Raw genomic sequence first — 13,193 nt, 5'->3', positions numbered from 1 at the left:
TGGCCGCTGCGGGATTAAGCCTGCATGGCAGCGCGAACGCGCAACAGGTCTTCCGGGGTGTCAACACCAACGCTGGGCACCGTTTCTGCTACGGCGACATGGATCTTCTCGCCATACCACAAGACACGCAACTGCTCGAGCAACTCAATCTGCTCCAGCGGGCAGGGTTGCCACGAGATATAACGACGGACAAAGCCAGCGCGGTAAGCATAGATACCAATATGACGTAGCAGCGTATCGCCAGCCTGCTCGCGCGATTTCGCGTAACGCTCGCGATCCCACGGAATGGTGGCGCGCGAGAAGTAAAGTGCATAACCCTGCGCATCAGTAACCACTTTTACCGCATTTGGGTTGAACGCTTCTTCCGCATCACGGATGGGCACCGCAAGGGTCGCCATACCCGCATCAGCCTCAGCCAGGTTTGCCGCCACCTGGCGCACAATCGCTGGCGGGATCATCGGCTCGTCACCCTGCACATTGACAATGATGGTGTCATCCGGGAACTGATATTTTTCAATCACTTCCGCCAGGCGCTCGGTACCGGAATGATGGTCAGCACGCGTCATGCAGACTTCACCACCTGCCGCTTCTACCGCCGCCGCAACATCAGGATGATCCGTGGCAACAATCACCCGATCGGCACCGGATTCACGCGCACGTTCCATCACATGCACCACCATCGGTTTACCGAGAATATCCACCAATGGCTTGCCCGGCAGACGCGTAGAAGCGTAGCGCGCCGGAATAATGGCGACGAAACTCATGGATGGATCTCTTCAACAGACAAGGTTCGCGCTTCGTTTTCCAGTAATACCGGAATACCATCGCGCACCGGGAATGCCAGCCCATCGGGTTTGCAGATTAACTCCTGCTGTTCTTTGTTGTAGTACAGTTTTCCATTGCAAACCGGGCAGGCCACAATTTCAAGCAAACGGTGATCCATAATCTCCTCCATACCGGATCGATTCGTCAGGTAATAAGCATACCATAGCGTAGCGCGAGACAACGTGCCGGAATCCACTACGCAGTTATTGTCCAGCGATCTGACCAGGCAGCACGCAATGCCGATGGTGCCAGTTCAATCAACACTTCACTGGCCCCCTGCCATTGGGCAAATCGCGTGATGGCACGCTGAACGTCATTGACAAAGCTGGCCGTCACACGCACCCCCTCCTCCAGCCAGAAAGCGCGGATCACCAATTGCTGCGCCTGGCGATCCATCTTCGCATCGAGCCGACCTTTCAGTACGCCACGATGCAAAACCGGCAGCACAAAGTAGCCGAACTTACGCTTCTCCGCTGGCGTATAGCATTCGATGCGGTAGTCAAAATTGAACAGTTCCAGCGCCCGGCGTCGATCCCATACCACCGGGTCAAAGGGAGAAAGCAGCGCGGTATGGGTGGCTGCCGACGATTTTTCCAGTTGCGGGAGTAACTCATGATGCAGCCACATCTCGCCCAGTTGCTCAACCTGCACCGGAATAATCTCGCCCCGCTCCTGCGCGGCCTCAAGCCAGGGTTTCAATGCAACCCGCTTCAGCCGATAGTAATCAGCCAACCAGGTGGGGCGGAAAATACCCAGACTACGCGCGCTGTGGTTGAGCATACTGACCACAGCGTCCTCTTCACTGAGCGCGTGCTGCTCATCATCCCAGTCCGGCATCACCCGTTGCTGTAGGTCATACACTCGATGGAAATTGCGGCGTTCTACCACCATCAACTCCCCTGCACTAAACAAGTTTTCCAGATGGCGTTTATGCGGCTTCCACGCCCACCAGCCCGGTTTACTGTGCTTTTCCGTGGCAAAATCAGCGGCACGCACCGGACCGTTAGCGTTGATATGCTCCAGCAGGTCGGCAATCTCCTGCTGATGCTCTTCAACCCACTGCGCGTTATATTTCCAGCCAAGTCGCGAAGGATCGAGCATGCGATGGCGCAGCAACGGGTAGTCTTCACGCGGGATAAAACAGGCTTCATGCGCCCAGTACTCAAACAACTCGCCCGATGCCAGCGACTCATCCAGCCAGGTTATCGGGTAGTCACCAAGACGGCTGAATAACACCAGATAGGGGCTGCGCGCCACCACATTGATGGTGTCAATTTGCAGCAATGACATCTGACGGATAGTGGCATGAATATCAGCGAAACGGGCCCGCCGCCCGGCAGGCCGAAGCAGCCCCTGAGCGGAAAGATGGAGATTGCGAGCGGTCTGTAAAGAGAGGGAATCAGCGCGGGTCATTACTCAGTTTCCCTGTCAGTTTTAGCGCGATTTTGCGTCGCGGGCGTTGAGACAAAGTTGCGTGATGTCATCTAACAGCACAGGCAAGGACGCCCCTGCAAGATGCGCATCGACGGGTAAATACCACCAGTTTTCACGCGCAAACGCGCGGCATTTCACTGCATCTTTTTCCGTCATCAGCAGACACTGCCCTTGTTGCGTCAGGCTGCTTAATTCGGCTTCGCTATAAGCGTGATGGTCAGCAAAAGCGATTTCCGCAACAGGCTGTAACCCTTGCTGCTTCAGGGTAGTGAAGAAACGAGGCGGATGCCCAATACCGGCCATGGCGATCACCGATGGCAACTGTGCCAGGCTGGCGCTTTGCCCGGTAACGAGATTTATCGCCTGACCTGGTTGTAATGTCATAGCGATTTCACGACCACTGGCTTCACCACCGTTCACGATAACGGCATCAACCTGATCAAGACGGGAAGCTCGTTCGCGCATTGGCCCGGCGGGCAACCACCAGCCATTGCCGAAACGACGTACGCCATCCACCACGACCCACTCGCGGTCACGTTGCAGAGCGTAATGCTGCAATCCATCATCGGTGATAATCACATCCAGCTGCTGCCGGGACAATAAGGCCTCGACGGCAACACGACGTTGCGGGGCCACCGCGACCGGCGCACCGGTACGTTGAGCTATCAACACCGGCTCATCACCTGCCAGCTCGGTGGACGTTTCGGCATCGACTAACAGTGGATAACGTTCAGCTTTACCACCATAGCCGCGCGACACTATCCCAGGACGCAGACCTCGTTGTTGCAACGCCTGCACCAGCCAGATAACCACCGGTGTTTTGCCGTTACCGCCAGCAGTGAGATTACCCACCACAATCACCGGACAGGGCGCACGCCAGCTTTTACGCCAGCCACGCTGGAAACTGAGGCGAATCAGCCAGCTGACTGCCCCATACAGCAGGCTGAGCGGCCATAACAGCAGCCACAGCGGCGAACGCCCACTCCAGATGCGTTCAATCATTGGCCAAACTGCAATTTGTGAAGTTGTGCATAAGCTCCTTTTTCGGCCAGCAGAACCTCATGCGTACCACGCTCAACAATACGACCATCTTCAACCACCACGATTTCATCCGCTTTTTCGATGGTTGAAAGACGGTGCGCAATCACGACCGAGGTGCGATTTTTCTGCAATTCATCCAACGCCGACTGAATCGCACGTTCAGACTCGGTATCCAGAGCAGAAGTCGCTTCATCAAGGATCAGGATTGGGCAATCACGCAATAAAGCACGGGCAATGGCGATACGCTGACGTTGGCCGCCGGAGAGCAGCACACCATTTTCGCCGATGACGGTATCAAGCCCGTTATCCATTTTTTTGATGAAATCCATCGCATGCGCCATAGTCGCAGCCCGCTCAACCTCTTCGCGGCTGTACTGTTCATTGCGTGCATAAGCGATGTTATTCGCGATGGTGTCGTTGAACAAATGCACATTCTGCGACACTAACGCCACCTGGTTACGTAACGAACCCAGGGTGTATTCGCGTAAATCGTGTCCGTCCAGCAGGATTTCACCCTGTTGAATATCGTAAAAGCGGGTCAGCAGACTCGCCATGGTAGATTTACCTGAACCTGAACGACCCACCAGTGCCACGGTTTTTCCGGCCGGTAAGCTCAGATTGATATCGCGCAACGCCGGAGTATCACGGCCAGGGTAAGTGAAGGTTACATGACGGAATTCCACATCACCTTTAGCGCGTTCCAGCTGACGCGTACCGCTGTCATTCTCCTGCTCGCTATCCAGAATGCTGAACAGCGTCTGACAAGCCGCCATACCACGCTGGAACTGCGCATTAACGTTAGTCAGCGACTTAAGCGGGCGCATCAGGGCGATCATCGAGGAGAACACCACCGTGATGGTACCGGCGGTCAATGTATCCATTACGCTTGGGAAGCTGGCAGCATACAGCACAAAAGCCAGCGCCAGAGAAGCGATCAGCTGAATAACCGGGTCAGAGATAGACGAGGCAGAAACCAGTTTCATGCCCTGTTGACGCATCTGATTGCTGACGCGTGCAAATCGCTGGGACTCTACTTCCTGGCCGCCAAAAATCAGCACCTCTTTGTGCCCTTTCAGCATTTGCTCGGCGCTGGTTGTCACCTGTCCCATGGTGTTCTGCATGGTTTTGCTGATATTACGGAAGCGTTTTGAGACGTTGCGAATCGCAAAGGAAACGATCGGTGCCAGAACAATCAGGATCAATGACAGCTGCCAGCTGTAGTAAAACATCATGATGAACAGGCCGATGATCGATGCACCTTCACGCACCACCGTAACCAGCGCACTGGAAGACGATGAAGCGACCTGCTCGGAGTCATAAGTGATACGAGACAGCAACGTACCTGTCGACTGCTGGTCAAAGAAGGCCACCGGCATACCCATCATGTGACTGAACAGGCGACGACGCATATTCATCACTACGTTGCCGGAAACCCACGAAATGCAATAGCTAGAAATATAACTGGTTATTCCGCGCATCAGCATCAAACCGATTACCGCCAGCGGCATCCACAACAGCACGGATTTGTCAGCTTTACCGAAGCCGTCATCCAGTAAAGGTTTCAACAGGGAGAGCATTAAGGTGTCGCCTGCCGCATTGAGTATCAGCGCCACAGCAGACACGAATAAGCCAGCTTTGTGGGGCGCAATCATCGGCCAGAGTCGGCGAAATGTCTGCCACGTTGAGAGATCTTTGTCTTGTTGCATTATTTAGTCACGCTGTTTGAAATAGCCGCTCATTCTACCTGGATTCACGTTTGACGCCAAACCACTGATGATACCAGCGGGGCTTTATTTGCTCTCTTAACCCTTTTATTTGCCAATGACCTGCACGGATCCCTATCTGTATCTGGCCGGATTGGGCGGTGTCATGCCAATGATAACCCTGCTGCTGATAGGTGCTAATCACCGTCTTCGCTGGCATCCGCCAGGCGTTATAACGTGCCACAGAGGCAATCGCGACCTCCCCGGAGACATTACGCAACAACAACGCGCTGGAAGAGGTTCGACTACCATGATGAGGCACCTGTAAAATGGTTGAGGCCAGTGCCTGCTTTTGCTGCGCGACCAGCATCCTTTCAGCCTCCCGCTCAATATCCCCCGTCAACAGTAAACTCACTTTGCCATCATCGATCCGTACCACACAGGAGTCGTTATTTTCGCCTCTGGAGGAGCCACGAGGCGGCCAGAGTACGCTAAAACGCAGTTTCCCCCAGTGCCACTCTTCCCCTTGATAACAGGTGAGATGGTTGGGTTCAGCCAATGCGCTACGCACGGGTGTGCCAGGGTGAGCGGCGATAATTGATGCCAGCCCACCACGATGGTCCAGATGCTTATGGCTCAAAATTATTGACTGTAAGACTCTGTTTTTACGCTGCAACCAGGGAAGGATGACCCGGCTCCCTGCATCACCGTATGTCCAGCGAGGGCCTGTATCGTATAACACTGCCTCATCCCCCTGAGAAATGACGATCGCCAGGCCATGCCCAACATCGATCATATCGATTTGCCAGTCATCTCGTGGCTCACTGACGCGCCACAGCAGCAAAGTGATGGCAATACTGCAACATTGCAGGGGGGCGCGAAAAACAATGCCACTACGCCAGGCAAACATCCCGCCCCACAGCAACAGCATCGCTGGCAATGCATCACTCCATGGCAACCAACCCGCGGGAAGCCATGCCAGCCCAGACATCACTTGGTGGACCGACTGATCCGCCAGCCACCATAATCCACTGGCAAACGAAGTCACAGGCATCACCATCGCCAGCAATATCAGCGGCACCGTGATAAATGAGATTATCGGTACTGCCAGCAGATTAGCCAGCAACGCACTGAGGCTAATGCCCTGAAACAGCCATATTTGCAGTGGCGCCATCAGCAACATCATCCCCAATTGCAAATGCAGCAATTGCAAACCCCACCAGCGACGCCCGTTACGAAACCTTGCAGGTAATGCAAACCATTGATACCAGATTAGCAGCGCCGCTACAGCCAGGGCTGATAACCAAAAACTCTCTGACAAAACAGTGAGCGGATCCAGCGCCAGCAACAAGCCAACACATAATGTCCACACCTGCCAGCCACTCAGTTGCCAGCCCGCAATGCGTAGTCCTATCCATAGCGTCAGGGCGAGCAAGGCACGCTGTGCCGGTGGATGGCTGCCAGATATCCAGCAATAAATCGCGGCAGTGCACCCACTGGCTATCAAAGGAAACAGATAATTAATCCGTCGGGCGTGGAGCACCCATTGCAGCATCCGCATAAATAGCCAACCAACACTGGCTGCCAGTGCGATATGCATACCCGAAATTGCCATCAGATGCGCTGTTCCCGTTTCGCGTAGAATGCGACGCTGATCTTCTGTCATCGATTCCCGCATACCAAAAGCCAGCGCCTGGACAATTGCCGGGGCTTGCATCACCGCAAATGCCGGAAGGTGATAATTGATCAGTCGGGCGCGCCAACTACACGTTGGATTCAACACCTGGCGTGCCGCGATAACGCCCTGCACAGGTTTGTGTTGTGCCAGGGCAAAGCGCTGTGCATCAAACTCGCCTTCGTTGAGGCGCGCATGCACGGCACGTAAACGTAATTGCATACGCCAGCGCTGTCCGCTGCAAAAGGGTTCCCCTTCCCCGCTGTGGTTTAGCGTGGCAAAGAGCGGTGGAAACTGATATCGCCCATTAATTTGCAGCAGTTGAACCGTCAGTTGTTTATTGTCCTGACGCACATCCGTTACCCGTACGATAGCGTCTACCGGTGCCTGCGTCAGTTGGTCAATAGTGCTGACCATTTGCCGGGCCTCAGCCAATGCCCAGGTCATCAGGAGTAAAGTCACGCCGACGAGACGTAACCAGGGAAGAGGTTGCAGACTCAGTAACAGTGCGCTGCCCCCCATCGCCCACAGGATGTCATTACCGGGTAAGTCAGGTATCAATCCTAATGGCAATGCAGCAAGCATCATCAGTCGCGCCAGCACTATCCATGTTATCTGCATCTTTCTTCTCCGTGAAAGGAGAACAGAGTGTGCCAGAGGTGATCGCGTTATTCGCGCCAGGCGTTAACGATTCTGGAGGCAGCTCCAGAGATAATCAGGCTTTTGCAGTGGTATTACATTAATTCTGGAGCTCGATTGTCATCAGGCAAAAAAAAACGACACCAGATGGTGTCGTTTTCACTGTTCGGTAACGGCTTAGCCGTAAATATTCGCACGGTCACGCAATTCTTTGCCCGGTTTGAAGTGGGGAACGTATTTACCTTCCAGATCCACTTTGTCACCCGTTTTCGGGTTACGTCCGGTACGCGGTGCGCGGTAGTGCAAAGAAAAGCTGCCGAATCCCCGGATTTCAATGCGCTCGCCTTGTGCCAACGTTGTGGCCATATGCTCGAGCATCTCTTTAACCGCATCCTCAACGACTTTCGCCGGAATATGAGTCTGCTGGCCAGCAAGTCTTTCAATCAGTTCTGACTTGGTCATGTAACCTCCGGTTAATCCCTGTTTGGAAAGGTATGACAGCTTTTACCGAAACCGGGCAGCTTACGCCGCCCGGTGCTTCGGGTCGATTACTCGCCTTTAGCCGCTTTGAACGCTTCAGCCATAGCGTTAGAGAAGTTGCCTTCTTCCTGTTTGGTGTTAACAGTGTTGATAGCTTCTTTCTCGTCAGCCTGGTCTTTCGCACGTACAGACAGACTTACAACGCGGTTCTTACGGTCAACGCCAGTGAATTTAGCTTCAACGTCGTCACCAACACTCAGAACCAGAGTTGCGTCTTCGATACGGTCCAGTGAAGCTTCAGAAGCGCGCAGGTAACCCTCTACGCCATCAGCTAATTCTACTGTAGCACCTTTCGCGTCAACTGCAGTGACTTTACCAGTCACGATAGCGCCTTTCTTGTTCAGGGTGATGTAGTTGTTGAACGGATCTTCAGCCAACTGTTTCACACCCAGAGAGATGCGCTCACGCTCTGCATCAACCTGCAGTACAACGGCAGCGATTTCGTCGCCTTTTTTGTACTCACGAACGGCTTCTTCGCCAGTCGCGTTCCAGGAGATGTCAGACAGGTGAACCAGACCGTCGATGCCACCGTCCAGGCCGATGAAGATACCAAAGTCAGTGATTGACTTGATTTTACCTTCAACGCGATCGCCTTTGTTGTGGGTCTCTGCGAACTGCTGCCATGGGTTAGATTTGCACTGCTTCAGACCCAGGGAGATACGACGACGTTCTTCGTCGATGTCCAGAACCATAACTTCAACCACGTCGCCCACGTTAACAACTTTAGACGGGTGGATGTTTTTGTTGGTCCAGTCCATTTCAGAAACGTGTACCAGACCTTCAACGCCTTCTTCGATTTCTACGAAGCAGCCGTAATCAGTCAGGTTGGTTACACGACCGGTCAGCTTGGTGCCTTCCGGATAGCGTTTAGCGATAGCTACCCACGGATCTTCGCCCAGCTGTTTCAGGCCCAGAGATACACGGGTACGCTCGCGGTCGAACTTCAGCACTTTAACAGTGATTTCGTCGCCCACGTTGACGATTTCGCTCGGATGCTTAACGCGTTTCCAGGCCATGTCAGTGATGTGCAGCAGGCCGTCAACGCCGCCCAGGTCCACGAATGCGCCGTAGTCAGTGAGGTTCTTAACGATACCTTTGACTTCCATGCCTTCCTGCAGGTTTTCCAGCAGCTGATCACGTTCAGCGCTGTTTTCAGATTCGATAACTGCGCGGCGAGAAACAACCACGTTGTTACGTTTCTGATCAAGCTTGATTACTTTGAATTCAAGCTCTTTGCCTTCCAGGTGCAGGGTGTCGCGAACTGGACGCACGTCTACCAGTGAACCCGGCAGGAACGCACGAATACCATTCAGCTCAACTGTGAAGCCACCTTTAACTTTGCCGTTGATAACACCGGTAACAGTTTCAGCATCTTCGTAAGCTTTTTCCAGCGTGATCCAAGCTTCGTGACGTTTAGCTTTTTCACGGGACAGCAGGGTTTCACCGAAGCCGTCTTCTACTGCGTCCAGAGCAACGTCAACTTCGTCGCCCACCTGGATTTCCAGTTCGCCAGCTGCGTTCTTGAACTGCTCTGCAGGGATTGCAGATTCAGATTTCAGACCCGCATCAACCAGAACTACGTCTTTGTCGATAGCAACAACGACGCCACGAACGATGGAACCCGGACGGGTTTCGATTTCTTTCAGGGACTCTTCAAAGAGTTGAGCAAAAGATTCAGTCATATTGATAATCTTCAGGATTCTTCAATTTAACGTCCACCTGACGTCATTGTCGGATGGGGTTGTTTCACATGCCCGGCACCGGATCCGTGGTACAGGGTTACAGCAATTCGGTTACCGAAAATATTAAATGCCCAGCTTCTGGCGGGCATAATCAAGTGCCATTTCAATGACTTGCTCAATTGACATGCTGGTTGAATCCAGCACCAGAGCATCGGCAGCAGGCACCAAAGGGGCGATTGCGCGGTTACGGTCGCGGTCGTCGCGTTCCTTTATCTCGGCTAAAAGGCGATCAAAGTTAACACTAAAGCCCTTCTCCTGCAACTGTAGCATACGGCGATGAGCACGCTCTTCTGAACTGGCATCAAGGAAGATTTTTACCGGTGCATCGGGGAAAACGACTGTCCCCATGTCACGACCATCAGCAATTAAACCCGGCTCCTCACGGAAAGCCCGCTGACGACGTAACAGCGCTTCACGTACCCGTGGGAAGGCGGCAACGCGTGACGCGGTGTTGCTCACTTCCTGAGTACGGATTTCACCGGTCACGTCTTCACCTTCCAGAATGACCTGCATCTCACCATCAACGGAAAGAAAACGCACGTCGAGGTGAGCAGCCATCGGAACTAAGGCCTCTTCAGACTCGATATCCACCTGATGATGGATCGCAGCCAAAGCCAGGACGCGATATATCGCGCCCGAATCCAGCAAGTGCCACTGCAATGACTCCGCCATCGCTTTACACAAGGTTCCCTTCCCTGCACCACTAGGCCCATCGATGGTAATAACCGGGGCGATTGCCGTCATTGTTTTCTCCTGTTGCTGAATGCGTATTTTCAGCCGGCATGGCTGTGCGGATTGCGCAGCATTATACGCTGACCGCGTCAGGTTCGTTACCCCTTAGCGCAGACAGCGTTATAAATTTGGGCAGAATCGGAGGAATTTCCGGTACTAAGGCCAGGAGAAAGTAAAGTCACCCGGTAGGGAAAGCCACCGGGTGTCAGTATCAGGACGTGTGGCTGATTTTCGCCAACTGCTGAAAATAGTCAGGGAAGGTTTTTGCGGTACAACCTGGATCAAGGATTGTCACAGGCGTATCTGACAGAGCGACCAGCGAGAAACACATTGCCATGCGGTGGTCGTTGTAGGTGCCGATATCGGCATGCTGCAACTGCGCAGGCGGGGTGATACGAATGAAATCGTGCCCTTCTTCAACTTCAGCACCGACTTTACGCAGTTCAGTCGCCATCGCGGCCAGACGGTCAGTCTCTTTAACGCGCCAGTTATAGATGTTGCGCATCAGGGTGGTACCGTTAGCAAACAATGCCGTGGTCGCAATGGTCATCGCGGCATCAGGAATATGGTTCATATCCATATCGATTGCGTTCAGAGAACCGCGAGTACAGGCAATGTAATCCTCACCCCATTCAACGGTGGCACCCATTTTTTCCAGCACATCGGCAAAACGGATATCACCCTGCACGCTGTTACGTCCAATACCCGTAACACGCACGGTCCCGCCTTTAATTGCCGCAGCAGCGAGGAAATAGGAAGCTGAAGAGGCATCACCTTCGACCAGATAATCGCCCGGTGATTGGTACTGCTGCTGCCCTTTAACGACAAAGCGTTGGTAATTCTGGTTATCAACTTCAACACCGAAACAACGCATCAGATGCAATGTGATATCAATGTAGGGTTTTGATACCAGATCACCTTTGATCGTGATGGTGGTGTCCTGCTCTGCTAAAGGCGCCGTCATTAATAACGCCGTCAAAAACTGGCTGGAAACACTACCGTCAACACTCACTTCACCGCCGTTAAAGCCCCCTTTGAGCAGTAACGGTGGATAGTCGGTCTGCTCCAGATAATCGATTTTTGCTCCGCCCTGACGCAGTGCATCAACCAGGTGACCAATCGGGCGCTCTTTCATCCGCGGCTCACCGGTCAGCACGATAGATTGCTGGCCAAGGCACAATGCGGCAGCCAGTGGACGCATCGCTGTGCCGGCATTACCCAGAAAAAGTTCCAGCGGTTGATCTGCGTGCAGTGGACCAGCATTACCGGTCACCTCACAAACAGTGCGATCCGCAGAGAGCGTATAGCTCACACCCAGCGCTTTCAGCGCGTTAAGCATATGCTTAACATCATCACTATCCAGCAGGTTGGTCAGGCGTGTGGTACCTTTTGCCAGCGCTGCCAGCAGCAGTGCACGGTTAGATACGCTCTTGGAACCCGGTAGGTTTACCGTGCCATCAACACGAGCAATGGGTTGTAGTGTCAGGGAGTCCTGCATGTGAAACTCAATCTCCAGAAAAGAAGAAACCCCGTCTGAAAACAACGGGGTCTGGTACCAGTCAAACTGGCATATATGAATAATTAACCGTGGCGACGCTCAAAATCGACCATGAAATCGGTCAGGGCTTTTACACCTTCCAGCGGCATCGCATTGTAAATCGAGGCACGCATACCACCAACCACGCGATGACCTTTCAGCGCATGCAGGCCAGCTTTGAGCGATTCTTCGAGGAATACTTTATCCAGCGCAGCATCTGCCAACTGGAAAGGCACGTTCATACGTGAACGGTTTTCCGCCGCAACATCGTTACGGTAGAAGTCGCTGCGATCAATCACACCGTAAAGTAGATCAGCTTTAGCCTGATTCTGCTTGTCCATATCGGCCACACCGCCTTTCTCTTTCAGCCATTTGAAGACCAGGCCAGAGAGATACCAGGCAAATGTCGGTGGGGTGTTGAACATGGAATCGTTCTCCGCCAGCACCTTGTAATCGAGAATGGACGGCACATAGCTGTGTGCTTTGCCCAGCAAATCTTCACGTACGATAACCAGCGTCAGGCCTGCCGGACCGATATTTTTCTGCGCACCCGCATAGATCACACCATAACGGCTGACATCAATCGGGCGTGACAGGATGGTTGATGAATAGTCGGCCACCACCACTTTGTCGCCAAAGTCTGGCTGTTCATCAATCGCGATACCATCGATAGTTTCATTTGGGCAAAAATGCACATAGGCCGCATCATTGCTCAGTTGCCATTCGCGCATCGGCAGAATCGCACGCTTACCATCACGGGTGGTTTTTACATCAATGGTATTTGGCGAGCAGTATTTTTCCGCTTCTTTGATTGCACTGTGCGCCCAATAGCCGCCATCAATGTAGTCAGCAGATTTAGCAGCACCCAGCAGGTTACCAGGGATAGCCGCAAACTGCGCACGCGCACCGCCATGACAGAATAAAACTTTGTAGTTGGCGGGGATTTTCAGCAGATCGCGAAAGTCTTTCTCAGCCTCTTCCGCCACCTGAATAAATTCTTTACTACGGTGACTGATTTCCATCACCGAGGTGCCTAACCCGTGCCAGTTTGTCAATTCTTGTTCTGCACGACGGAGCACTTCAACCGGCAGCATCGCTGGACCGGAGCTAAAATTATAAACCTGCGTCATTTCCCCTCACCACTGTCATATCGAACGGTTATGAATACCCTACCGGTTTTATCATTGCCTCTGGATGGCTGCAATCATTTATCCAACCGCGATCACATTTCCAGAGCCAGCTCCACCGCAGCTTATGTCATAAATGTAATCGACAATGGAATTTTGTGAGGTTTATCTGCGAAGTAAAATCAGAATGCCGCCAGG

Annotated in this window: 11 protein-coding genes; all 11 read right to left on the bottom strand. The window is 53.1% G+C overall.

Annotation, left to right across the window (positions count from 1 at the left end; all coding sequences use genetic code 11):
* Nucleotides 1-14: 14 nt before the first annotated feature.
* Complete coding sequence (gene kdsB, locus AC6I8T_RS06945; RefSeq protein WP_208725127.1) at nucleotides 15-764, bottom strand: 3-deoxy-manno-octulosonate cytidylyltransferase; 750 nt, start codon at nucleotides 762-764, stop codon at nucleotides 15-17.
* A complete protein-coding gene (locus AC6I8T_RS06940) occupies nucleotides 761-943 on the bottom strand; it encodes a Trm112 family protein (protein ID WP_013508517.1) in 183 nt (60 codons plus the stop codon). The genes kdsB and AC6I8T_RS06940 overlap by 4 nt, the downstream gene beginning before the upstream one ends.
* A 77-nt stretch (nucleotides 944-1,020) precedes the next feature.
* Entirely contained in the window at nucleotides 1,021-2,238 is a 1,218-nt protein-coding gene (locus tag AC6I8T_RS06935; RefSeq protein ID WP_497833628.1) for a winged helix-turn-helix domain-containing protein, read from the bottom strand.
* A 21-nt stretch (nucleotides 2,239-2,259) separates the two neighbouring features.
* Nucleotides 2,260-3,261 (bottom strand): tetraacyldisaccharide 4'-kinase, encoded by a 1,002-nt coding sequence (gene lpxK, locus AC6I8T_RS06930; protein WP_208725125.1) that lies wholly within the window; start codon nucleotides 3,259-3,261, stop codon nucleotides 2,260-2,262.
* Entirely contained in the window at nucleotides 3,258-5,006 is a 1,749-nt protein-coding gene (gene msbA, locus AC6I8T_RS06925; RefSeq protein ID WP_021182607.1) for a lipid A ABC transporter ATP-binding protein/permease MsbA, read from the bottom strand. Before msbA ends, lpxK begins: the two co-directional genes overlap by 4 nt.
* A gap of 34 nt (nucleotides 5,007-5,040) precedes the next feature.
* Nucleotides 5,041-7,299: a DNA internalization-related competence protein ComEC/Rec2 gene (locus tag AC6I8T_RS06920; protein WP_208725124.1), complete on the bottom strand. Its 2,259-nt coding sequence runs from the start codon at nucleotides 7,297-7,299 to the stop codon at nucleotides 5,041-5,043.
* 195 nt (nucleotides 7,300-7,494) lie between these two features.
* The gene (ihfB, locus tag AC6I8T_RS06915) at nucleotides 7,495-7,779 is read right to left on the bottom strand and encodes an integration host factor subunit beta (protein ID WP_013508512.1); all 285 of its coding nucleotides are present in this window, start codon (nucleotides 7,777-7,779) and stop codon (nucleotides 7,495-7,497) included.
* Between the two features lie 86 nt (nucleotides 7,780-7,865).
* Nucleotides 7,866-9,539, bottom strand: coding sequence for a 30S ribosomal protein S1 (rpsA, locus tag AC6I8T_RS06910; protein ID WP_021182604.1), 1,674 nt, complete (start codon nucleotides 9,537-9,539; stop codon nucleotides 7,866-7,868).
* Between the two features lie 123 nt (nucleotides 9,540-9,662).
* Nucleotides 9,663-10,343: a (d)CMP kinase gene (cmk, locus tag AC6I8T_RS06905; protein ID WP_021182603.1), complete on the bottom strand. Its 681-nt coding sequence runs from the start codon at nucleotides 10,341-10,343 to the stop codon at nucleotides 9,663-9,665.
* A gap of 199 nt (nucleotides 10,344-10,542) precedes the next feature.
* Nucleotides 10,543-11,829, bottom strand: a complete 1,287-nt coding sequence (gene aroA / locus AC6I8T_RS06900) for a 3-phosphoshikimate 1-carboxyvinyltransferase (RefSeq protein ID WP_208725123.1) — start codon at nucleotides 11,827-11,829, stop codon at nucleotides 10,543-10,545.
* Nucleotides 11,830-11,912: 83 nt separating this feature from the next.
* Entirely contained in the window at nucleotides 11,913-12,998 is a 1,086-nt protein-coding gene (serC, locus tag AC6I8T_RS06895) for a 3-phosphoserine/phosphohydroxythreonine transaminase (RefSeq protein WP_021182601.1), read from the bottom strand.
* Nucleotides 12,999-13,193: the final 195 nt, after the last annotated feature.

It is taken from the genome of Pantoea sp. X-Soil-OKNW-556, assembly GCF_059730695.1.
Note: the sequence above shows the minus strand (reverse complement) of the source record. Positions and strands in the feature narration are given on the sequence as shown.